Source organism: Rhodoferax sp. SPJ21 (assembly GCF_058216335.1).
This window is the reverse complement of the sequence record NZ_JBYZMO010000002.1, coordinates 710,286-732,551: the sequence shown is the minus strand read 5'-3', so window position 1 is coordinate 732,551 and position 22,266 is coordinate 710,286. Positions and strand designations below refer to the sequence as shown.

Genomic DNA, 22,266 nt, shown 5'->3' with positions numbered 1-22,266 from the left:
CGTGGAACCGGCTTTGCCGGGCCACTGGGTTCGCCCCCTGCAAGGGGGTTGGCGGAAACGCGCAGCGTGGAGCCTGGGGGTGAGCCTAATTCCTGACTTCAAACTCGATCTTCCAGCCTTCGCCGCCGTTGCGTGGAATGGCTTGCAGCTGCAGCGTGCCGGCTTCAGTCACCGCAGCGCGCAGCTTGACGGGCACCACCTCGCCAGGCGCGCGGCCGTCAGCGGGCAAGTGGGCTTCGATCTCGGCCAGTTCCTGCAATTCGTCGGGGGTCCAGAAGTCCAGCAGCATGCCGACCGCGTCTTCGCGCCGCACGGACGAGCCGAAGAAGCGGAAGCGCACGGCCTCGCCGACCACCAAGCCGAATTCTTGCGGCGGCAAGTCGGCTTGGCTGCCCTCCTCCATGCCGAACGGTGCCACGCACAGGGCCTGCACCGGCGGCTCCAGGCCGGGCACGGCGGGCATGGCGGACTCAATGCCCACGTAGTAGGACTGGGCCGTGCCACCGCGGATGCGAATGCCCTGGCCTTGGCGCACCGTGCCGTAGTAGGCGGCGCCCCGGGCTACGGCGTAGTCCAGATCGGCACCGTCGAGCAAGCGGGCTACGGGCGCGCCTTCGGCCTCCAGCCAGCTGTTGAGCGTGGCCAGGGTGCGTTGCACCAGCAGGTCCGACTTGAACACGCCGCCATTGAACAGCACGGCCGTGGGGTGCAGGAAGCTGGCGTTGGCATCGGGCGCAAAGCCGCCAAGCGCGGCAGTGGCGCCCACCTGGCGGCCCAAGAGCGCAGCCAGGTGGCGGGTGACGGCGGCGTCCTGCGCATAGGGCAGGCCCAGCTGCGTCAAACCGGCGCGGGCCCGGCTGATGGGGCGGGCGCTGCTGTCCACCTGGGGGAAGAAGCCTTCGAGGATGGTGGCCGTCAGCGCTTCGCGGCGCAGCTCGGCGTTGATGGAGCCGCCGATCAGGCGTGCGCCGCGGCTGGGGATGACCAGGGGCACGGTTTGTACCTCAGCGTCGCTGAGCAGCTTCTCTTTGGCCAGACGGCAGGCGTAGGTGAGTGCGCGCAGCTGCCAGGCATCCAGCGACTTGCCATCTGCCGCCAGTTGCCGGGCCACCCCGTGTGCCAATGCCAGGTCCATGTTGTCGCCGCCGAGCAGGATGTGCTCGCCCACGGCGACGCGGTGCAGCTGCAGATTGCCTTCGGATTCGACCACGGCGATCAGCGAGAAGTCGCTGGTGCCGCCGCCTACGTCGACGACCAGAATCACGTCGCCCACCTTGACCTGCTTGCGCCAGCCGCCACCGCTCTGAGCGATCCAGCTGTACAGCGCGGCCTGGGGCTCTTCCAGCAGCGTAACGCCGGTGTAGCCAGCGGCCTGGGCGGCCTCGGCCGTGAGTTCGCGGGCGGCGGGGTCGAAGGATGCGGGGATGGTCACCGTCAGCGCCTGCTGGCCGAACGGGGCTTCAGGATGCGCGCTGTTCCAGGCATCGCGCAGATGCGCCAGGTAGCGGGTGCTGGCCTCCAGCGGCGAGATGCGCGCCACCTCGTCCGCTGCAGCACCAGGTAAGTCGGGCGGCAAGATGGCCGCGCGGCGGTCCACACCGGGGTGGCAGAGCCAGCTTTTGGCGCTGGACACCAGGCGGATCGGCGTTTGCGCGCCATGGCTGCGCGCCCATTCGCCAACCACGCCCGTGGGTGCTGCGTCCCAAGGCAAGGCCAGGTCGCCAGGGGCGAATTCGCTGCTGTGGGGCAGGTAGATGAAGGACGGCAGCAGCGCGTAGTCCTGCACCGCACCGGGGCCGCTTTGCTGCGGGATGGGCAGCAGCTGGGGCGCAGCGTCTGGATTGCCCAGCTCGGTGAAAGACAGGGCACAGTGGGTGGTGCCCAGGTCTATACCGATAGCGTAGCGGGCCTCACTCATAGCTCCACCTCGGCCGCGGCGATGACGTGCGGGTCATGGCCCTCGGTGGTGCGCGGCAGGCGCACGTCGGTGGCTTTCCAGCCCGGGTGGCGCAGCGTGCCACGGAACGGGGCCTGGCCAACCACATTCCCGGTCAGGCGCACGCTGCTGGCGTCAAAGCCGGCCTCCAGCACCACGCGGCTGCCTTCGGCCTCGCCGCGGGCGGGTACCAGGGTGAAATGCTCTTGCAGCACCTTGCGGCAGCCGGTGTGCACCAGGCGCGCGGCGCCGCCAATGTCGGCGTCTGAATAGGCGGCCACATCTTCCTGGATGAAATCCACAAACCGGGCTTCACGCTGCAGCAGGCCCAGCAACTGCAGGGCGGCGTCGGGCGTGGAGACTTTCACCACCGGAGCAGGCGGTGGCACGGGAACGGGTGGCGCAACGGGAGCGGGGGCAGGGGCCGGTGCGGCCGGCACGCCATCACGCAGTGCTTGCAGGCGGGCGGCCAGTGCGCCATCGCCCAGCACGGCAAATGCCAGGGCCAGGCGGCTGAAAAAAGAGGGGCTTGGGTTGGTCATACAGGTTTTCCACAAAGACAAACGGCCCGGTGATCCACCAGGCCGCAGGGCATATTGTCAGGGATGGACGCCGTAGCGCCCGAGCACAGGTTTTAAGCCTTGGCTTCCAGCGTGGCTTCCACCGCTTCGACGGCCTTGTCGGTGGCTTTCTTCGCCACTTGCTGGGCGGATTCGAGGGCGTTGGTGGCGGCAGCCACGGCAGACTTCACCAGGGCCACGGCGTTTTCGGAGCCAGCAGGTGCGTTTTTGGCAGCGGCTTCCACGAAGCTGCTGATTTCAGCCTTGGCATCGGTGGCAGCCGCTTCCACGTATTCGCGCACTTCGTTGCCGCTGGCGGTCACGATGGACTGCACGTGGCGCAGGTAGGAAGCAGCCTTTTCGGGAGCAGCCTTCAGGGCCTGGCTTTGCAGCTCGGCAAAAGCCTGGGGGTTTTGGGCACCGGCCAGAGCCTGGCTGGCGTCGGCGGCTTCTTGCAGCGTGGCCTTGGCAGCTTGCAGATTCAGGCGCACCAGGCTTTCGGCGCTGCCGAACAGGGAGTTCGACAGGTCGAACAGGCCGGCAACAGCGGATTTTTGGGTAGCGAGGATGTTTTCGAAATTCAGCATGGATAGCTCCAGTGGTAGTGAACGGTGGAAGTAGATGGTGGTGATCAGGTCGGGCGGTACAACAATATGTTGCACTGCAACATAATTCAAACTATACGCCCCAAACCATGGCAATTCCAAGACAGGAAGCTCTAATCTGTGTGCCGGGCGATAATCCACCCCCTGGCAAACCATTCGAAGCACCACGCCCATGAGCACCAATGAAGTCGTCCGCGACGCGCAATCCGTAGAGTCCTACAACCCGCTGGCCAAGCAGAAAGCGGGCGCCAAGCTGTCGCGCATCCCGGTCAAGGTCGTGCAAGGCGAAGTGTTGAAGAAGCCCGAATGGATCCGTGTGAAGGCCGGTTCGCCCAGCACCCGGTTTTACGAAATCAAACAAATCTTGCGCGAAAGCAATCTGCACACGGTGTGCGAGGAAGCCAGCTGCCCCAACATCGGCGAGTGCTTCGGCAAGGGCACGGCCACCTTCATGATCATGGGCGACAAGTGCACGCGCCGCTGCCCCTTCTGCGACGTGGGCCATGGCCGCCCCGATCCGCTGGACGTGGACGAGCCGCTGAACCTGGCCAAGACCATCGCCAAGCTGAAGCTGAAATACGTGGTGATCACCAGCGTGGACCGCGACGACCTGCGCGACGGCGGTGCCCAGCACTTTGTGGATTGCATCAAGAACATCCGCGAGCTGTCGCCCCAAACCCAGATCGAGGTGCTGGTGCCCGACTTCCGTGGCCGCGACGACCGGGCATTGGAGATCCTGAAGCTGGCCCCGCCCGACGTGATGAACCACAACCTGGAAACCGCGCCGCGCCTGTACAAGGAAGCCCGCCCCGGCTCCGACTACCAGTTCAGCCTGAACCTGCTCAAAAAATTCAAGGCCCTGCACCCCAATGTGCCGACCAAGAGCGGCATCATGGTCGGCCTGGGCGAAACGGACGAAGAAATCCTGCAGGTCATGCAGGACATGCGCGACCACAACATCGACATGCTGACCATCGGCCAGTACCTGTCGCCCAGCAACAGCCACCTGCCAGTGAAGCGCTACGTGCACCCCGACACCTTCAAGATGTTCGAGGAAAAGGCCTACGCCATGGGCTTCAGCCACGCCGCCGTGGGCGCCATGGTGCGTAGCAGCTACCACGCCGACCAACAAGCCGAACACGCATTGGCCGCCCAGCAATAAATGGCAACTGTCGGGGGCCTGTGGTTCAACCCTAGAAACCTGGGCAACTTCGTCTCCAGCGCGGTGCTGGAGCGGGGCCTGACCCTGTACCGGGGCCAGAAGGTACTGGACATGGAAGTCCGCGCCATCGACAACGGGCGCTGGCAGCTCAGCGGGTCGGTACAGGGCAGTGAACGCAGCCCGTACACGCAAAACATCCGCCTGCACATCAATGTGCACGGCATGCTGACGCACTGGGATGCCGACTGCAGCTGCCCGGTGGGCGTGGACTGCAAGCACGCAGTCGCGCTTTCGCTAAAAGCCGCCTACCGCACCCAGACCAGCAACACCCCGCCGCCCGCCAAACCACCCACCGAGGCGGAGCTGGCCGCCGCCCGCCAGGCCGCCACTGAGCGCAGCCGCGCTGCGGCGCAGGCCAAGGTGGGCCACTGGCTGGCCCAATTCGATGCGCTGGAACGCGGCCCCTCGGCCGCCCATACCGAGCTGTGGGAAAGCTTTGTCTATGTGCTCGGCCCCAACCCGGGCGCGCATTTGGCGGGCATGCTGGAGCTCCAGCTGCACAAATCCCGGCCCAAGAAAAACGGCGACTGGAGCAAGCCCAAGAGCATCGCCACCCTGCCCACGCCCGGCCACCCCATGTGGGACGACGCCAGCCCGCAAGACCAGGAGCTGCTACTGCTACTGAAGGGCCAGAGCGTGGCCTCGCCCAGCCCGTCCTACGGCATCAGCGCCGTGGTGGCCGGTGCGGCCGGCCTGCTGGCGCTGCAGCTGGCCTCCGCCACCGGGCGGCTGTTTGCACTGGCCGATGGCGGCTTTCTGGGCAAAACCCTGCAGTGGAGCCCGCCGCGCGACATGGCCTGGGAATGGCAGGCCAGCAAGGACAGCAAGGCCGATGAACCGTTCTGGAACCTGCGCGCCCGGCTGGACCGTGGCCAGGACACTGCACAGATCTACGCCAACCACCCGCCGCTGTACCTGGACCTGGCCCAGGGCTGCTGCGGCCTGGCACAGACCCAGGGCATCCCCGCCGCCCAGCTGCCCCTGCTGCTGAACGCGCCGCCCGTGCCGCAGTCTGCCCTGCAACCGCTGCAGGCGCCACTGCTGCGCCGCCTGGCCGCCGTGGCCATGCCGCCCACCTTGACGCCCCTGCCCTCGGTGCAGGGCGTGGCACCACGCGGCCTGTTGCACCTGTCACCGGTCAGCCCCAAGGACGAAGCCAGCCACGGCTTGTTGCGCGCGCAGCTGACGTTTGACTACGCCGGCCTGCAAGGCCAGTGGGACCACCGCGAGCCCACCGTGCTGGTGCAGAACGGCAGCACCCGTACCCTGCTCTTCCGCGACCAGGAAGCCGAAAAAAACCTCTGCGCCCGGCTTGAAGACCTGGGCCTGCAAGGCTCGCCGACCACGGGCTACGGAATTCCCGGCCAGCAGCCTCAGCAGCCCTGGCTGGACTGGGCCGACGACGACTTTGCCGTCTTCCGCACAGCCGGCTTCCAGGTCAGCCAGGACGCGGCCTTGCAGCACTGGCTGCAGCGCGCCGATGTGCTGCAGGTGGAAATGCAACCCCAGGGCGCAGCCGACCCTGAGGCATCGCCCTGGTTCGACCTGTCGCTGGGCATGGAGATCAACGGCCAGCGGCACAACATCCTGCCCTGGCTGCCCAGTCTGCTGGCCCAGCTGGCCAATGCCCCGGTGGATGCGCACAGCGGCGAGCGCGTGCTGCCGCCCCATGTCTTTTTGCGCCAGCCCGAGGGCGAGGCCTTCATCCGCGTGCCCACCGAGCCGCTGCGGCCCTGGCTCTCGGCCCTGCTGGAACTGGCGGGCAGCCGCCAGCACGACCTGGGCGGCGACAGCCTGCGCCTGAGCCGCATGGAGGCGCTGCGCGCCGGTGCGGCACTGGGCCAAGGCGCGGTATGGAGCGGAGCCCAGGGCCTGCAGGAGCTGGTGGCCCAGCTCGCCGGCCAGCAAGCCCTGCCCGAAGTAGCCCTACCAGCCGGCGTGCAGGCCAGCCTGCGGCCCTACCAGCAGCAGGGCCTGAACTGGCTGCAGTTTCTGCGCCGTGCCGGGCTGAACGGCATCCTGGCCGACGACATGGGCCTGGGCAAGACCCTGCAGACCCTGGCCCATATCCAGGTCGAAAAAGACGCCGGCCGGCTGACCAACCCAGCGCTAATCATTGCCCCGGTGAGCCTGATGGGCAACTGGCAGCGCGAGGCCCAGCGCTTCTGCCCCGGCCTGCGCACCCTGGTGCTGCACGGCGCCGACCGCCACGAGGTGGCCGACACCACGCATGCCCACGACGTGGTGATTGCCCCCTATTCCCTGCTGCAGCGCGACCGCGACAGCTGGCTGCAAGCCCCCTGGCACACGGTGGTGCTGGACGAGGCGCAAAACATCAAGAACGCCAGCACCCAGGCCGCGCAGGTGGTGGGCGAACTGAACACCCAGCACCGCCTGGCGCTGAGCGGCACGCCCATGGAAAACCACCTGGGCGAGATCTGGAGCCTGTTCCACTTTCTGATGCCCGGCTTTCTGGGCAGCCAGGCGCAGTTCAATACGCTGTTCCGCGCGCCTATCGAGAAGGCCGGCGACAGCGAGCGCCTGGCCCAGCTGCGCCGGCGCATCACGCCCTTTATGTTGCGCCGGACCAAGGCCCTGGTAGCCCACGAGCTGCCGCCCAAGGTAGAAACCGTGATGCGCGTGGAGCTGGCCGGCGCCCAGGCCGACCTGTACGAAACCATACGCCTGAGCACCGAGAAGGCCGTGCGCGAAGCCCTCAGCGGCAAAGGCCTGGCGAAGTCGCACATCACCATCCTCGACGCCCTGCTGAAGCTGCGCCAGGTCTGCTGCGACCCACGGCTGCTGCCGCTGGAAGCCGCGCAAAACATGCAGCAGTCGGCCAAGCTGGAGCAACTGATGGAAGTGCTGCCCGAGATGCTGGCCGAGGGCCGCCGGGTGCTGCTGTTCTCGCAGTTCACCAGCATGCTGGCGCGCATCGAGGTGGAGCTGAAAAAACGCGGCATCGCCTGGACCAAGCTCACCGGCCAGTCGCAAAAGCGCGACGAGATCATTGAGCAGTTCACCAGCGGCGCCGTGCCGCTGTTCCTGATCAGCCTGAAGGCCGGCGGCGTGGGCCTGAACCTGCCGCAGGCCGACACGGTGATCCATTACGACCCCTGGTGGAACCCGGCGGTGGAGGCTCAGGCCACCGACCGCGCCCACCGCATCGGCCAAACCCAAAGCGTGTGGGTGGTGAAGCTGGTGGCCCAGGGCACCATCGAAGAGCGCATACTGGCCCTGCAAGACCGCAAGGCCGCTCTGGCCGAGAGCATGTACAGCGGCGCCCAGGCCCGCAAGGAGCCGCTGTTCTCGGAAGACGATCTGCAAGAGCTGCTGAAGCCGCTATCGAAATAAGAGCTGCCTGCGCAGGAAATACCTGCGCTAGCGGCCTGTTTCTTATAAATCCCCTACAACCGGCCTGCGGCGCAGGTGGCCTAGCGCCGCTACAGCCGCTATCCTTGGCGGGTTGACCATCTACTTGCATCCAAAGGAACTGATATCCCATGACACCCGGTACACCGCCCAAGCCGTTTTCGATGATCCGCGAATTCCACTTGGCCGATTGGTTCACGCTGGCAAACGCCGTGTGCGGGGTGGGCGCGCTGTTCTCCATCATGACCTATCTGGAGATACGCGACGTGCGGCATGTGTACTTTGCCTGCTGGCTGGTGCTGGCGGCCTTTGTGTTCGACGTACTGGACGGCAAGATCGCCCGCTGGCGGCAAAAGACCTCCATTATGGGCCGCGAGCTGGACTCGCTGGCCGACGTGATCTCGTTTGGCGTGGCGCCCGCCATCATTGCCTACGGCTGCGGCATGCAGGGCCTGTATGACCGCATCGTGCTGGCCTTCTTCGTGGCCTGCGGGGTGTCGCGGCTGGCGCGCTTCAACGTTACGGCCGAAATGCTGTCCGACGGCGGCAACAAGGTGAAGTACTTCGAAGGCACACCCATCCCCACCTCCATCATTCCCGTGTTTGTCATGGCCCTGGCCGCCTGGTCGGGTGCGCTGCGCGAGAACCTGTGGTTCGGCAGCCTGGAGCTGGGCGGCTTCCACTTCCACCCGCTGGTGCTGATGTTCGCGGTGTCGGGCTCGCTGATGATCAGCCGCATCCGCATTCCCAAACCTTAGTTGCTATAAATTCAGGAGCTGCTTGCGCAGGCATTACCTGCGCCAATGCCTGATTCTGCTGTGTAACGCCCCGGGCGTGCAGCGGAATTTCAGTACGTGCTCAGCGGCCCCATACCGGAATCCCACCCTACGCCTTCGCTACGGGCGCTCAGCGGCAGGTTGATGGCCTCCGACGGGTCTTCGGACTGCAGCACGCCCTGCGCCCAGGGTGCCAGGCGCGAGGTGTCGGCGCGCAGCACCTCCTGCTTCACGGCCAGGATCTGAGCCGGGTGCATGGAGAAGCTGCGCAGGCCCAGGCCCAGCAGCAGCCGGGTCATGGCCACATCGCCGGCCATTTCGCCGCAGACACTGACCCCCTTGCCCTGCGCATGGCAGGCCTGGATGGTGTCAGCCAGCAGGCGCAGCACGGCCGGGTGCAGCGGGTCGTACAGGTGGGCCACTGACTCGTCAGCACGGTCGATCGCCAGGGTGTACTGGATCAGGTCGTTGGTACCGACCGACAGAAAGTCAAAGTACTTCAGGAACAGCGACAGGGACAGCGCCGCTGCCGGAATCTCGATCATCGCGCCCAGCTTCAGCGGGCCGTAGGCAATGCCCCGGTTGTCCAGCTCCGCCCGCGCGAAGTCTAGCAACGACAGGGTCTGCCGTATCTCGCTGCCGTGCGCCAGCATGGGGATCAGCAGATTCACCTGGCCGTGCACGGCGGCTCGCAAAATGGCGCGCAGCTGGGTCAGGAACATGGCCGGGTCGGCCAGGCTCCAGCGTATGGCACGCAGGCCCAGCGCGGGGTTGAGGTGGGTGTCTTCCTTCTGGCCCTTGTCCAGCGGCTTGTCGGCACCGATGTCCACCGTGCGGATGGTGACCGGCATGCCCTGCATGCCCTCCACCGCGCGGCGGTAGGCCTGGTATTGCTCTTCCTCGTCGGGCAGGCGGCCCTGGCGACCCATGAACAGGAATTCGCTGCGGAACAGGCCCACGCCCAGGGCGCCAGCCTCCACTGCACCGCCAGCGTCTTCGGGCATCTCGATATTGGCCAGCAGCTCGACCTTCTGGCCGTCCAGGGTGATCGCTGGCGTGTGGCGCAGGCGCACCAGGCGCTCGCGCTCCAGCGTGCCCTGGCGCTGCTTGAAACCGTATTCGGCCAGGATGATGGTGGACGGGTCCACGATCACCACACCGGCGTCGCCGTCAATGATGACCCAGTCGTCCTGGCGCACCAGCTGGCTGGCCGTACGAGCGCCCACTACGGCGGGGATGTCCATGCTGCGCGCCACGATGGCGGTGTGCGAGGTTTTGCCGCCCACATCGGTCACAAAGCCAGCGAACACGCTTTGCTTGAACTGCAACATGTCGGCCGGCGACAGGTCGTGTGCGATCAGCACCAGGGGCACGGGCAGGTTTTCGTCGGGGAACAGGCCTTCACCAGACTTGCGCCGCACCGGCGCGGGGGGTGCCACCGGCGACACCACGCCCTTCATATAGCGCAGGATACGTTCGACCACCTGCTCCAGGTCGGCCTTGCGCTCGCGCAGGTATTCATCCTCCATCTCGTCGAACTGGCGCGAAATGATCTCCAGCTGGGTGGTCAGCGCCCATTCAGCGTTGTACAGGCGGTCGGTGATCCAGTGCTTGATGCCGATGGTCAGGGTCTCGTCTTCCAGCAGCATCAGGTGCACGTCTAGCAAGGCGGCCAACTCGTGCGGCGCGTCCTTGGGCATGTCGTGCTGCAGGCGCTGCAGCTCATCCACCACCGCATTGCGGCCGACGCGCACCCGGTTGATCTCGGCCTCGACCTGGTCGGGAGTGATGAAGTAGTGCGCCACCTCGACCCGGCTGGAGCCCACCAACACGGCGCGTCCGATGGCAATGCCGCGGGCAACAGGAAGGCCGTGGATGGAAAAAGTCATGGATGAATTATCCGCAGTAAAAGTGACGCGACCGCGCCGTCAATTACTGTCCTTCACCAAACTTGTCGTCAATCAGTGCCAGCAGCGCGTCCATGGCCTGTTGCTCTTGAGGGCCGTCGGTGTCGATGACCACGGTGGAGCCTATGCCGGCGGCCAGCATCATCACGCCCATGATGCTTTTGGCGTTCACGCGGCGTTCGCCCCGGGCGATCCAGACCTCACACGGGAAACTGCCCGCCAGCTTGGTGAGCTTGGCGGACGCGCGGGCATGCAGGCCCAATTTATTGCTGATGGTCGTAGTGGCTTTGATCATGCTTCTTGCGGGCTTGGTTCTGGGGTGCGGTGATGGCGACTTGCATGATGCCCTGCGAACCGCCAATCAGCGCGCGGGACACCAAGGCCTCCAGCGATTCATGGCGGTAGCTGACAGTGCGCAGCAGCATGGGCAGGTTGACGCCGGTGATGAGCTTGGATTTGACGCCATCCACCAGCTTCTGCGCCACATTGCAGGGCGTGGCACCGAACACGTCGGTCAGCACCAAAAAATGGGAGGAGCGCATCTGCTCCATGGCGATGCGCGCCATGGAGAAAGTCTCTTCGGGAGAGGTGTGCGGCTGTACATCCAGCGCTACCACGCCTTCCGCGCAGTCGGGAAACACGTGCAAGGCGCATTCGCGCAAGGCATGGGCCAACGGAGCGTGGGCGATGATGAGAATGCTGTTCATAGCGCTTTATTATGGTCTGAGGCGAAGAGCCTCATTCAAGTTTCAATCCGGCAAAAAAAGTATCGGCTACGGCGCTATCGGCCTGGTCGGCCAGCACCACTGCATGAAACAGGTCCACAGCTGCCGGACTGCGGCGGGCAAACCACACGGCCTGAGCACTGAAAACGCGGCCATCAGCGCGCTGGCCCTGGGCCTGCAAGCGCACGCCGGCGGGCTGGGGTGTACTGCCGGGCAGGGCAAACGGCTGCTCCTGCACCGCGCTGGCGTGCCAATTCGCCAGCGTGGCGCTCTTCCAGCCGGCCAGGGCTTCATCAGCCCGCGCCGGATCGGCCAGGCGCACATGGGAAACGGCAAAGGTGGCGCCGTCGGCCTCGCAGCCCTGCATGTCCAGCGGCACGCTGGCGCCGGCCATGGGCACCTCGCGGCTGCCTTTGTCGGGTTTGCAGGGCAACAGCATCTGCAGGGCATGCTGGTCCGAGCGCACGCTGCGCCAGTTCAGCGTGGGGCTGCAGGCCGCCAGGGCCAGCACAAACACGGGCAAACAGCGCATTCAGGAAGCGCCGAACACCTTTTTCAGCAGCGCGCTGCCGGTGCCCACCGGGTCCTGGCGGATGTTCTTTTCCTGCTCGCCAATCATCACGTACAGGCCGTCCAGGGTTTTGCGGGTGATGTACTGCTGGATGGAGGCATCCTCTTGCTTCAGCAGACCCAGGCCCACGGCCTTGCCGGCCAACTGGTTGTATTTCTCGGCGGCACCCACGCGCTCGGTGGCCTGTGTGACCACCGGCAGAAACTTGCCAAACAGCGGCTCACGGGTTTTCTCGGCGAAAAACGTGGTCATGGCGGTGTCGCCCCCGCTCAGGATGTTCTTGGCATCGGTAAAGCTCATGCTTTTCACGGCGCTGACCAGTTGGTCCTTGGCCAGGGGCACGGCGGCCTCGGCAGCGCGGTTCATGGCGGTGACAAGCTCGTCCACGCGCTGGCCCTGGCCCAGCTTTTTCAGCCATTTGGCGGCATCTTCCAAAAAACCAGGCAGGGGAATGCGAACTTTTTCATTGCCCAGGAATCCATCGGTGCGGCCCAGCAAGCCAACGGCCGCCACAGCGGACTTCTCTAGCGCGGCTTTCAGCCCCTGAGAGGCCTCTTTATCGCTCAGGTCGGAAAAAGACAGGGCATGCACCTGCTGCGCTGTGCCCCAGAGCAGCAAAGTCAGCGCAGAAAGTGAAGCGGAATTAAAATCGCGGCGTTCCATAGGGTCCCCTTGAAATGAAAAAAGCCATCTACATAGCCGGTATCGCAGCCATCCTGGCCGCAGGTTCAGGGGCCTATTATCTGACTGCAGGCAGCAGCAATGCGGCGCCCATGGCCACTTACGTGCTGCTGGATGGCAGCCAGAAAACCACGGCCGACCTCAAGGGCCGGGTCACCCTGGTGAACTTCTGGGCCACCAGCTGCGTCACCTGCGTGGGCGAAATGCCCAAGATCATCGCCACCTACAACAAATACCATACCCAAGGCTTTGACACCCTGGCGGTGGCCATGTCTTACGACCCGCCCAGCTACGTGGTGAATTACGCGGAAACCCGCAAACTGCCCTTCCAGGTGGCGATAGACAACACCGGTGCGGCCGCCAACGCCTGGGGCCAGGTACAGCTCACACCCACCACCTTTCTGGTCAACAAGCGCGGTGAAATCGTCAAACGCTTCGTGGGGGAGCCTGATTTTGACGACCTGCACCGCCTGATCGAAAAACTGCTGGCAGAAGCCTGAAACCGCTCCAACGCAGACAGAACCTGCGACAGAAGCTACAAAAAAAGTAGCGCCTCACATGTCCGAATTGAAGCATTCGGTACAGGGCTAAACTGGCGGCGTTGCTTTTCTCTAACGCCCGCCTTGACCACTCCATTGATTGAGATCGTGACGCCCACGTCTGTGGGCGCACTGGACGCCACCCGCAGCATCTTCCAGGAATATGCGGCCCAGCTGGGTATCGATCTGCGCTTTCAGTCTTTTGACGAAGAACTGACCCAACTGCCCTGGGACTATGCCGCGCCGCGCGGCAGTTTGCTGTTGGCCCTGGTGGACGGCGAAATCGCCGGCTGCTGCGCCCTGCGCCCGCTGGACAATGTGGACTACGCCAACGCCTGCGAAATGAAGCGCCTGTTTGTGCGCAAGGCCTTCCGAGGCTTTGGCCTGGGGCGCCAGCTGGTCGAGGCCACCCTGGACAGTGCCCGCGCTATGGGCTACAGCTGCGTGCTGCTCGACACATTGGACGACATGGAAGCCGCCCGCACCTTGTACGAAGATATGGGCTTTCAGGACATTCCCCCGTACTACCACAACCCCATCCCCGGCGCGCACTACCTAAGGGCAAGTATTTGATGCCGGGCCAGCCTGCCAAGCGCTGCTCGTATTAATATCCCGTAGCGTCTTGCCCAGCGCACCCCTACCCGAATGACAAACATGCGCCTACCCTTGCTGTTCAGCTCTTTCCTTTGCGCCGCTGTGCCCGCGCTGGCCGCCAAGCTGCAGGTGCAAGTGCAGGACGGTGCCGGCCGACCGCTGAGCGAAGCCGTGGTGTTCCTGGAATCACGCGAGGCCCAGGCCGCCGTCAAGCCGCTACAGGGCGCTGAAGTCGCCCAGGTCAACAAGCAATTCGACCCGCAGGTTCGCGTGGTCACCGTGGGCACCGCCGTCAGCTTCCCCAACCACGACACGGTGCGCCACCAGGTGTATTCGTTCTCGCCCACCAAGACCTTTGAGCTCAAGCTGTATGCGGGCACTACCGCCAACCCGGTGGTCTTCGATAAGCCCGGCATCGCCGTGCTGGGCTGCAATATCCACGACAAGATGGTCGCCTGGATCGTGGTGGTGGAAACGCCCTACTTTGGCCGCAGCGGTGCGGATGGCAAGTTCCAGCTCGATAACGTACCGCCCGGCAACTACCACCTGCGCATCTGGCATGCCAACCTGCCAGTCGGTGCGCCCGCGCTAGACCAGCCCCTGGCGCTGGCCGCCGCCGGTGGCAATGTGAGCGTGCGTGTGCCAGGACTGGCTCCATGAAACTACGCTGGAGCTGGTGGCCCGACATAGGCGGTTGGCGCCTGTCCACCCGCATCGTGATGATGTCCATGCTGCTGCTGCTGCTCGTGCAGGCGGCAGGCATGCTGGTAGTGCGCAGTGGCATTGAACGTAACGCCCGCGCCCAAGTGGCCAAAGATCTGGAAGTGGCCGAGCGCGTGTGGGGCAACCTGGTCGAGCAAAACGCTGAGCGCCTGACCAAGGGGGCAGAAGTACAGGCGACCGACTACGGCTTTCGCGAGGCGGTCAGCTCGCACGACATGAAGACGATGGGTACAGCCCTGGAAAATCTCAGCGAACGCATGGAGGCAGGGACCGCAGCATTCCTCGACCCCCAGCTAAACCCCGTGGCGATCTACGAGGGCCAGCTCAAGATGGAAGCGACCCTGTTTTCGCAGATTGCCGCACCGCTGCGAGAGCCCAAGGGAAAAGGTGGGCAGCTGGCCTTGCTGAACGGCCACCCCTACCTGTTTGTGATGGCTCCCGTGCGCTCACCGTTGCTGGTCGGCTGGATACTGATGGGCTTTGCGGCTGACGACAAGCTGGCAAAAAGCCTGTATGCGCAGTCCGGCGTCTGGCTCGCGGCAGTGGTCAGCAGCCCCGGCCAGTCCGCGACCGTCCCTATCACGACGCTGTCTGCGCAGAAGCTGGCAGACCTACAGCGCAGCGGCCTCTCGGCGTCTGAGTTTCGTAGCGAAGGCGATACGCTGATCATCCGCAGCATGCACCCACCCACCATAGGCGGCAATGTCAACACCTTGCTGCTGCGCTCGCTGAACCAGGCAGTTGCGCCATTCAACGACCTGCAGTTGTTTTTGCTGCTGATCACCGGTGGCGGTCTGTTGCTGTTTGGTGTGGGCAGCTTGTGGGCCGCGCGTCGCATCGCGACGCCCTTGCGCTCACTGGTCGAGGGGGCGGACCGCCTGGGCAGCGGCAACTACGAACAGCGCATGCTCTACACCGAGCGGCGCGACGAAATCGGCGACCTGGCGAACGCGTTTGACCGCATGCGTAAAAGCATCTCCATCAGCCGCAACGAAATCCAGCAACTGGCCTATTGGGACCGGCTGACCCGCCTGCCCAACCGGGTGCGCTTTCGCACTGCCATCCAGGAGGTCATAGCCCAGCGCGACCCCAGTAGCTACAACACCCAGTCCCTGGCGGTCATCACGCTGAATCTGGACCGTTTCAAACACGTTAACGACATCCTGGGCTACGCCGTGGGCGACCGCCTGCTGGTGGCAGTTGCCGAGCGCCTGCTGGTGCGCATGGGCGACCAGATGCTGGTGGCACGCCTGGGGGGTGACGAATTCGCCGTATTGCTGCCCATGGCCAATGCCGACAGTGCACTGGTGGTGGCGCAGGCAATTGGCACCTCGTTCGAATCCCCGCTGACCTACGACGAACACACGGTGGATCTCAGTGCCAGCCTGGGCGTAGCCTGCTGGCCGCAGCACGCTACCGACGTGGACAGCTTGCTGGGCCGGGCAGAGGTCGCCATGTATGCGGCCAAGCGCAAGGCCACCGTGACCCAGCTGTACGACCCGGCCCTGGACTCCAGCAGCAAGCAAACCCTGTCCCTGCTGTCCGAGCTGCGCCACGCGGTGGAACACAACGAGCTACGGCTATTCCTGCAGCCCAAGATTTCCCTGGCCACCGGCCAGGTGGTGGCCGCCGAAGCCCTGGTGCGCTGGCAGCACCCGCAACGTGGCCTGGTGCCGCCGGACTCCTTCATCCCCTTTTGCGAACAGACCGGCTTTGTGCGCCAGCTCACGCTGTGGATGTTCGACGAAGCCGCTCGCCTATGGGCCCAGCTACAGGTGCCCGGCCTGCCGCTGCGCATCGCCATCAACCTGTCCACCCGCGACCTGCTGGACCTGGAGTTCCCGGCCCGCCTGGAGAGCCTGCTGTCCAAACACAACGTGGCGCCCGAGGGCTTCTGCCTGGAGATCACCGAAAGCGCCATCATGGACGACCCGCTGCGCGCCGAGGGCACGCTCAAGCGCCTGTCCGACCGGGGCTTCAAGCTGTCCATCGACGACTTCGGCACCGGCTACTCGTCCCTGGCCTACCTCAAGCGCCTGCCGGTGGACGAGCTGAAGATCGACAAGTCCTTTGTGATGGCCATGGAGCGTGAGCCAGACGACGCCAAGATCGTGCGCTCCACCATCGACCTGGCCCACAACATGGGCCTGACCGTGGTCGCCGAGGGTGTGGAAAACGCCGCCATCTGGGACCTGCTGCGCGAGCAGGGCTGTGACGAAGCCCAGGGCTACCACATGAGCCGCCCTTTGCCGGTGGCCGACTTCATGCTCTGGCGCGAACGCTGGATGCAACGCGCCGAAGCCTGAGCCAGCAGCGGCGTAGCGCAAAATGCAGCTCCTGCGGGTTTTAGCGCCCGCTTCGCCATCCTTCCGAAAGCCCCTCCATGAACGCAGTCAAACTGTTTGCCGTTGTCCTCATCGCCGCCGGCACCCTGGCCCTGGTGTACGGCAGCTTCAGCTACACCAAGGACACCACCGCCGTCAAAATCGGCCCGCTGGAGCTGTCGGTGAAAGAGAAGGAAACCGTCAACGTCCCGGTCTGGGCCGGCGTGGGTGCCATCGTGGTCGGCGGCCTGCTGCTGGCCTTTGGCGGCAAAAAGGGCTGAGCCAGCCACTATTAAAAACATAGCTGCCAGCGCAGATACTGTCTGCGCTAGCGGCCAATTTCCCTTGAAACTCTAAGGCCCGCATGTTGTCGCTGGATACCTGTATCGCTTTCTTCACCCTGTCGCTGCTGCTGGGCTTCACGCCCGGGCCGGACAATATTTTTGTGCTGATGCAGTCCGCCACCCAGGGGCGCAAGGCGGGCTTTGTGGTCACCCTGGGCCTGTGCGCCGGCCTGGTAGTGCACACCCTGGCCGTAGCCTTTGGCCTGGCGGCGGTGTTTGCTGCGTCGGCCACGGCCTTTACCGTGCTGAAAGTGGTGGGCGCGGCCTATCTGGTGTACCTGGCCTGGCAGGCATTCCGCGCGCCGGTGGGTGCGCTGGCGTCGCAGGTGGAGCAGCAGCCAAACCTGCGCCGCATGTTTCTGCGCGGCTGGATCATGAATCTGACCAACCCCAAGATCGTGTTCTTCTTTCTGGCGCTACTGCCGCAGTTTGTGCATGCCGAGCGCGGCGCAGTGGCCCTGCAGCTGTGCGCGCTGGGCGGTATCTTCATCCTGACCACACTGATCGCATTTGGCGCCATCACCTACTTCGCCGCCACGGTCAGCACCCGGCTGCGCCGCTCGCCCGCAGCCCAGCTGTGGCTGAACCGCGTGGCGGGCACGGTGTTCCTGGGCATGGCGGCGCGGCTGGCCATGGCCGAGCGTTGAGCCAATTGCTGCATAAAAAGTAGCTGCTTACGCCCGTAGGATCAGCGCAGGCAGCCTAAGACCTTGCACACGTTCTAAGCGACTAAACCTTTTAAACCAGGACATCCTGAGGGCCGCATCGGTCAAACCCGGCCTGCGCCAGCAGCGCCTCGTAGCCCGCCAGGATCCGTAGGGTGGCCCATGCGGCCAGCCAGGTGGCGTTGCCCGTCATGGCGGCCTGGCTACCGCCGTTCCAGCCACGCGAACAGGCCCATGCCCACCAGCATGGCTGCGACGAATGCCATGGCCTTGGCCAGGCCCATGCCCACACCGACCAGGGCCGGCCCCGGGCAGAAGCCCGCCACGCCCCAGCCCACACCAAACAGCAGGCTGCCCAGCACCAGGCGGCGGTCGATGTGGAGGGCATTGGGCAGGCGCATGGGGGTGCCCAGCAGCGACGTGCTGCGCCGCTTGGCCACGGCAAAAGCCACGGCCCCCACGGCGATGGCGCCGCCCATCACGAACGCCAGCGACGGGTCCCACAGGCCACCCAGATCCAGAAAACCCAGCACTTTGGCCGGATTGGCCATGCCGGAGACGATGAGGCCCAGGCCAAACACCAGGCCAGACAGCAATGCAGAGATAAAAGCCATGGAGCCCTCCTTACCAACCCAAGATATGGCGGACCACGAACACTGTGGCAAAACCTGCGACCATGAAGGCAGTTGTCGCCACCAGGGAGCGCGGCGACAGGCGCGACAGTCCGCACACGCCGTGCCCGCTGGTGCAGCCCGCGCCATAGCGCGTGCCCACGCCCACCAGCAGCCCGGCCAGCACCAAGCTGCCGTAGCCCGCGTCGATCTGGGGCGTGGGAAGCGCCCTGAACAAGCCGTACACCAGCGGCGCGCCCACCAATCCCAGCACAAAAGCCAGTCGCCAGGCGACATCGCCCCGCGTGGGCACCAGCAACCCGCCCAGCACGCCGCTGATGCCGGCAATGCGCCCGTTCAGCAGCACAAACAAGGCTGCGGCCAGGCCGATCAAGGCGCCGCCGGCCAATGCAGCCAGCGGGGTGAAATGGTTCCAGTCCAGGGTCATCACGCCTCCTTGGGGCAGTACAGGCGGTACAGCACCGCCAGGATTTCCAGCATCGCCGGGTCGGCCACGCTGTAGTAAATGTTCTTGCCCTCACGGCGCGGGACGATCACGCCCTCATTGCGCAGCACGCCCAGTTGCTGCGACAAGGTGGGCTGGCGGATGTCCAGCCGCTGCTCCAGATCACCCACGCACATCTCACCCTGCGACAGCTGGCACAACAGCATCAAACGGTCTTCATTGGCCAGCACTTTCATGGCGGCCACCGCATGGTGGGCGGCACCGCGTAGCACGGCGGTGTCGATGGCATCAGAGGCTTGTGTCATGGGTACGTATCGAGGAAGCGGCTCTTTTATTATATAAATTTATATAATATTTATCAGTCAAAAGTAGGCAGTTATACGCCTCCATCTACCGCCTGCGGACGACAACGGTGTGGCTACGGGCGTATCCCGCTGAACGCGCTGCCGGTGCATGGGCGAATAGATTGAATTGCTACTAAAAGCGTAGCTGCTTGCGCAGCATTTATCAGCGCAAGCGGGCGAATAACACACTATTCAACCCACCCATGCTGACCGAAAATCAAGCTGCAACGGAAGAGTTGAACGAACAGAAAGAGCGGCTATGAGGTAAGCCGAGTACAAGGGGTTTTTACAGTGCCAATGTCCGGCTAGGCATTGGGTGCAAACGAGTAGTGGAACGATGCCTGCGCGGGCTCACCGTGCCCGGCTATATAGTTACCTTCGCCTTGAAGGCCCGTGAGGCCTTCGGTGCCAGAGCCGACAACTACCGTCCACGCACTATAAGCCTTGCCATCCGCGAAGCTGCCAACGTGCTGAAGGACAAACGTTCCAGTTCGTCCCTCAACCGTGCCAGTGACTCGCTCGAGGCCGACAAAATGGGCTGTACCTTGAGTTGTGTAGGACATGAGGTACTCGATGCTGCTCGTGCCCTCGATGGCCCCGGAATAAGTCTGCGTGACCTTCGCATTTGAGAGCTTTGCGCCGCCCCCAATGTCTTCGTACGTCTTTTCGTCCCAGCCGGTGATCTGGAACGAGCATTTGGTTTCTGCTGACATCTGCATGCCTCTGATGTGATGAAAAATTGAACCGTGCCCACGATGGCTTTGACCGGCATGCAGCACGTGCCTCGCAGCGGTATTCTGCAGCTGTGTGTCCGAGATGGGCCGCGCGTGGGTGTTGCGCCTTTTATCTCGGCGTCTGCGGGCCAGACGCTGAACCACTATAGCCCGCGGCAAACGTGCGGCTCCCAGTCCGCTGGCATCTTTCCCTTAAAAAGGTGGAACTACCACGTGCTCTATTTTTTATAGCTGCTTGCGGAGGTTGAATTTGCACTGGAGCCAGTTTTCTTTGAAGATTTATGTGCGGTTTGGGTGGTGCGGACGGCGTCTGGCGTCCATGCGATCCCTGGCCGGGCGCACATCCCGGCCAGGGAGCCCATAAGCCCCCAGACCCCAAGAAGACAGCAGGCATTTTTACGCTTTCTTTATACCCCCGCCCCTGCTCTCTACCCCGTTTTTACGCCCGTTTACATACGCTTACCCCATCAATTTCTGAAGAAAGAGGGATCGTATGGACGTGGTCTATCTGGCAGGCGCAGGCCTGCTGTGGGGCGTGATGGTGTTGCTGATGAAGGGCTTCCAGAAGCTCGAAAAACCCAAGGGAGGCCGCGCATGATCCCGCTCGACATGCTCTATGGCCTGGGCGGCGTCTGCGCCGTTCTACTGCTGGCCTACCTGGTCTACGCGCTGATCTGCGCCGAGGAGTTCTGATGAACGCCAATGCTTGGGGCCTGCTGGCCCTGTATCTCGTAGTCTTGCTGGCCACTGCCTGGCCGCTGGGCCTGTGGCTAGCGCGGCTGGCCGAGGGGCGCATTCCTGGCTGGATGCGCCGCGTCGAAGCGCCACTGTACCGCCTGGCCGGTACCGACCCCGACAAGTCCATGCACTGGGCCCACTACACGCTGGCCCTGCTGGCCTTCAACACGCTGGGCGTGCTGGTGGTGTACGCACTGCAGCGCCTGCAGCTGTGGCTGCCGCTGAACCCGCAAGCCCTGGCGCCTATCAGCCCGGACTCGGCCTTCAACACCGCTGTGAGCTTTGTCACCAACACCAACTGGCAGGGTTACGCAGGCGAGTCCACCATGGGCTACCTGACGCAGATGCTGGCGCTGGCGGTGCAGAACTTCTTCTCGGCCGCCACTGGCGTGGCCGTGGTGTTTGCACTGATGCGCGGCTTTGCGGCGCGCTCCACCGCCGTCATCGGCAACTTCTGGGTCGACATGGTGCGCGTCACCGCCTGGGTGCTGGTGCCGCTGTCGCTGGTGTTCGCCGTATTCCTGATCGGCCAAGGCGTGGTGCAGAACTTTGACAGCTACAAGGACGTGACCACGCTCGAAGTCACCGCCTTCCAACAACCCAAGGTGGATGCCGCCGGCCAGCCCGTGCTGGACGCCAAGGGCCAGCCGGTGATGGAAGACGCCAAGACCCAGACGCAAACCCTGCCCATGGGCCCGGTGGCGTCGCAAGAGGCCATCAAGATGGTCGGCACCAATGGTGGCGGCTTCTTCAACGCCAACTCGGCCCACCCGTATGAGAACCCTACGGCGCTGAGCAACTTCTTCCAGATGCTGTCCATCTTCCTGATCCCGGCCGCACTGTGCTTCTGCTTCGGCAGCGTGGTGGGCGACAAGCGCCAGGGCTGGGCCGTGTTGGCGGCCATGACGGTGATGTTCGTGGTGGCGGTTATCGCCATCATCCCCGCCGAGCAGGCCGGCAACCCGCTGCTGACACCGCTGGGTGTGGACCAGGTCGCCAGCAGCCTGCAGGCCGGCGGCAATATGGAAGGCAAGGAGCTGCGTTTTGGTATCAACGCCAGCAGCCTATTTGCAGTGATCACCACAGCAGCATCCTGCGGCGCGGTGAACGCCATGCACGACTCGTTCACGCCCCTGGGCGGCATGGTGCCGCTGGTGATGATGCAGCTGGGCGAGGTGGTGTTTGGCGGTGTCGGCACCGGCCTGTACGGCATGCTGATCTTCGCCATCCTGGCGGTGTTTATCGCCGGGCTGATGATTGGCCGCACGCCGGAATACCTGGGCAAGAAGATCGAGGTGCATGAGATGAAGCTGACCTCCATCGCCATCCTGGTGACACCCATCGTGGTGCTGTCGGGTACGGGGGTAGCTGTGCTGTCGGGTGCGGGTGTGGCAGGTATCGCCAACCCCGGCGCGCATGGCTTCAGCGAGATTTTGTACGCATTCAGCTCGGCTGCGAACAACAACGGCAGCGCCTTCGCCGGGCTGTCGGCCAACACGCCGTTCTACAACGTGCTGCTCGGCATCGCCATGTGGCTAGGCCGCTTTGGCGTGATCGTGCCGGTGCTGGCGATTGCCGGTGCACTGGCCGCCAAGCAGCGCCTGCCGGTGACCAGCGGCACCCTGCCCACGCACGGCCCGCTGTTCGTTACGCTGCTGATCGGCACGGTGCTGCTGGTGGGCCTGCTGAACTACGTGCCAGCCCTGGCGCTGGGCCCAGTCATCGAACACCTGACGCTGTGGAGCGGACGATGAACGCTACATATTTCATAGCTGCTTGCGAAGCTAGTACCTGCGCTACAGGCCTTATTCGTTTAAATTTCAGAAAGT

General features: G+C 64.3%; 23 protein-coding genes. 11 read left to right on the top strand and 12 right to left on the bottom strand.

The window, feature by feature from the left end; all coding sequences use genetic code 11:
* Positions 1–85: 85 nt before the first annotated feature.
* The 3 genes from AC4BBN_RS11215 to AC4BBN_RS11205 all read right to left on the bottom strand — a co-directional run bounded on the left by AC4BBN_RS11215 (position 86) and on the right by AC4BBN_RS11205 (position 3,083).
* The gene (locus AC4BBN_RS11215) at positions 86–1,918 is read right to left on the bottom strand and encodes an Hsp70 family protein (RefSeq protein WP_490592068.1); all 1,833 of its coding nucleotides are present in this window, start codon (positions 1,916–1,918) and stop codon (positions 86–88) included.
* Entirely contained in the window at positions 1,915–2,478 is a 564-nt protein-coding gene (locus AC4BBN_RS11210) for a DUF2760 domain-containing protein (protein WP_490592067.1), read from the bottom strand. The genes AC4BBN_RS11215 and AC4BBN_RS11210 overlap by 4 nt, the downstream gene beginning before the upstream one ends.
* A gap of 92 nt (positions 2,479–2,570) precedes the next feature.
* Positions 2,571–3,083, bottom strand: a complete 513-nt coding sequence (locus AC4BBN_RS11205) for a phasin family protein (protein ID WP_490592066.1) — start codon at positions 3,081–3,083, stop codon at positions 2,571–2,573.
* Between the two features lie 190 nt (positions 3,084–3,273).
* Between AC4BBN_RS11205 and lipA the strand changes: the two genes are divergently transcribed.
* The 3 genes from lipA to pssA all read left to right on the top strand — a co-directional run bounded on the left by lipA (position 3,274) and on the right by pssA (position 8,453).
* Complete coding sequence (gene lipA, locus AC4BBN_RS11200; RefSeq protein ID WP_490592065.1) at positions 3,274–4,263, top strand: lipoyl synthase; 990 nt, start codon at positions 3,274–3,276, stop codon at positions 4,261–4,263.
* Positions 4,264–7,677, top strand: coding sequence for a DEAD/DEAH box helicase (locus tag AC4BBN_RS11195; RefSeq protein WP_490592064.1), 3,414 nt, complete (start codon positions 4,264–4,266; stop codon positions 7,675–7,677).
* 149 nt (positions 7,678–7,826) lie between these two features.
* The gene (gene pssA, locus AC4BBN_RS11190; protein ID WP_490592063.1) at positions 7,827–8,453 is read left to right on the top strand and encodes a CDP-diacylglycerol--serine O-phosphatidyltransferase; all 627 of its coding nucleotides are present in this window, start codon (positions 7,827–7,829) and stop codon (positions 8,451–8,453) included.
* Between the two features lie 89 nt (positions 8,454–8,542).
* On the opposite strand, the gene ptsP is transcribed toward pssA, so the two are convergent.
* From ptsP to AC4BBN_RS11165, 5 genes are read right to left on the bottom strand one after another with little or no spacing between them, the layout of a single operon-like run.
* Entirely contained in the window at positions 8,543–10,360 is a 1,818-nt protein-coding gene (gene ptsP, locus AC4BBN_RS11185) for a phosphoenolpyruvate--protein phosphotransferase (protein ID WP_490592062.1), read from the bottom strand.
* A gap of 43 nt (positions 10,361–10,403) precedes the next feature.
* Positions 10,404–10,673 (bottom strand): HPr family phosphocarrier protein, encoded by a 270-nt coding sequence (locus AC4BBN_RS11180; protein WP_490592061.1) that lies wholly within the window; start codon positions 10,671–10,673, stop codon positions 10,404–10,406.
* Positions 10,642–11,085 (bottom strand): PTS sugar transporter subunit IIA, encoded by a 444-nt coding sequence (locus AC4BBN_RS11175; RefSeq protein WP_490592060.1) that lies wholly within the window; start codon positions 11,083–11,085, stop codon positions 10,642–10,644. The genes AC4BBN_RS11180 and AC4BBN_RS11175 overlap by 32 nt, the downstream gene beginning before the upstream one ends.
* 31 nt (positions 11,086–11,116) lie before the next feature.
* Positions 11,117–11,635 (bottom strand): hypothetical protein, encoded by a 519-nt coding sequence (locus AC4BBN_RS11170; protein WP_490592059.1) that lies wholly within the window; start codon positions 11,633–11,635, stop codon positions 11,117–11,119.
* On the bottom strand, positions 11,636–12,337 hold the full coding sequence (locus tag AC4BBN_RS11165) for a DUF4197 domain-containing protein (protein WP_490592058.1): 702 nt from the start codon (positions 12,335–12,337) through the stop codon (positions 11,636–11,638).
* A 14-nt stretch (positions 12,338–12,351) separates the two neighbouring features.
* Between AC4BBN_RS11165 and AC4BBN_RS11160 the strand changes: the two genes are divergently transcribed.
* From AC4BBN_RS11160 to AC4BBN_RS11135, 6 genes are all read left to right on the top strand, one after another.
* Positions 12,352–12,855: a TlpA family protein disulfide reductase gene (locus tag AC4BBN_RS11160; RefSeq protein WP_490592057.1), complete on the top strand. Its 504-nt coding sequence runs from the start codon at positions 12,352–12,354 to the stop codon at positions 12,853–12,855.
* Between the two features lie 123 nt (positions 12,856–12,978).
* The gene (locus AC4BBN_RS11155; protein WP_490592056.1) at positions 12,979–13,467 is read left to right on the top strand and encodes a GNAT family N-acetyltransferase; all 489 of its coding nucleotides are present in this window, start codon (positions 12,979–12,981) and stop codon (positions 13,465–13,467) included.
* Positions 13,468–13,548: 81 nt separating this feature from the next.
* Positions 13,549–14,148 carry a methylamine utilization protein gene (locus AC4BBN_RS11150; protein ID WP_490592055.1) on the top strand — a complete coding sequence of 200 codons (600 nt, stop codon included), beginning with the start codon at positions 13,549–13,551 and terminating at the stop codon, positions 14,146–14,148.
* Complete coding sequence (locus AC4BBN_RS11145; RefSeq protein WP_490592054.1) at positions 14,145–16,517, top strand: bifunctional diguanylate cyclase/phosphodiesterase; 2,373 nt, start codon at positions 14,145–14,147, stop codon at positions 16,515–16,517. Before AC4BBN_RS11150 ends, AC4BBN_RS11145 begins: the two co-directional genes overlap by 4 nt.
* A gap of 77 nt (positions 16,518–16,594) precedes the next feature.
* The gene (locus AC4BBN_RS11140; RefSeq protein WP_490592053.1) at positions 16,595–16,816 is read left to right on the top strand and encodes a hypothetical protein; all 222 of its coding nucleotides are present in this window, start codon (positions 16,595–16,597) and stop codon (positions 16,814–16,816) included.
* An 83-nt stretch (positions 16,817–16,899) separates the two neighbouring features.
* Positions 16,900–17,526, top strand: coding sequence for a LysE family translocator (locus AC4BBN_RS11135; RefSeq protein ID WP_490592052.1), 627 nt, complete (start codon positions 16,900–16,902; stop codon positions 17,524–17,526).
* Positions 17,527–17,747: 221 nt separating this feature from the next.
* Here AC4BBN_RS11135 and AC4BBN_RS11130 read toward each other — a convergent pair whose 3' ends face one another.
* The 4 genes from AC4BBN_RS11130 to AC4BBN_RS11115 form a co-directional block, all read right to left on the bottom strand.
* Positions 17,748–18,158, bottom strand: coding sequence for a DUF6691 family protein (locus tag AC4BBN_RS11130; protein ID WP_490592051.1), 411 nt, complete (start codon positions 18,156–18,158; stop codon positions 17,748–17,750).
* Between the two features lie 10 nt (positions 18,159–18,168).
* A complete protein-coding gene (locus AC4BBN_RS11125; RefSeq protein ID WP_490592050.1) occupies positions 18,169–18,603 on the bottom strand; it encodes a YeeE/YedE family protein in 435 nt (144 codons plus the stop codon).
* Complete coding sequence (locus AC4BBN_RS11120) at positions 18,603–18,926, bottom strand: ArsR/SmtB family transcription factor (RefSeq protein WP_490592049.1); 324 nt, start codon at positions 18,924–18,926, stop codon at positions 18,603–18,605. Before AC4BBN_RS11120 ends, AC4BBN_RS11125 begins: the two co-directional genes overlap by 1 nt.
* Positions 18,927–19,270: 344 nt before the next feature.
* Entirely contained in the window at positions 19,271–19,678 is a 408-nt protein-coding gene (locus AC4BBN_RS11115) for a DUF3224 domain-containing protein (protein WP_490592048.1), read from the bottom strand.
* Between the two features lie 615 nt (positions 19,679–20,293).
* On the opposite strand from AC4BBN_RS11115, the gene kdpF reads away from it, so the two are divergent.
* Both kdpF and kdpA read left to right on the top strand, forming a co-directional pair.
* A complete protein-coding gene (gene kdpF / locus AC4BBN_RS11110; RefSeq protein ID WP_490592047.1) occupies positions 20,294–20,392 on the top strand; it encodes a K(+)-transporting ATPase subunit F in 99 nt (32 codons plus the stop codon).
* The gene (gene kdpA, locus AC4BBN_RS11105) at positions 20,392–22,191 is read left to right on the top strand and encodes a potassium-transporting ATPase subunit KdpA (protein ID WP_490592046.1); all 1,800 of its coding nucleotides are present in this window, start codon (positions 20,392–20,394) and stop codon (positions 22,189–22,191) included. The genes kdpF and kdpA overlap by 1 nt, the downstream gene beginning before the upstream one ends.
* The last annotated feature ends 75 nt before the right edge of the window (positions 22,192–22,266 follow it).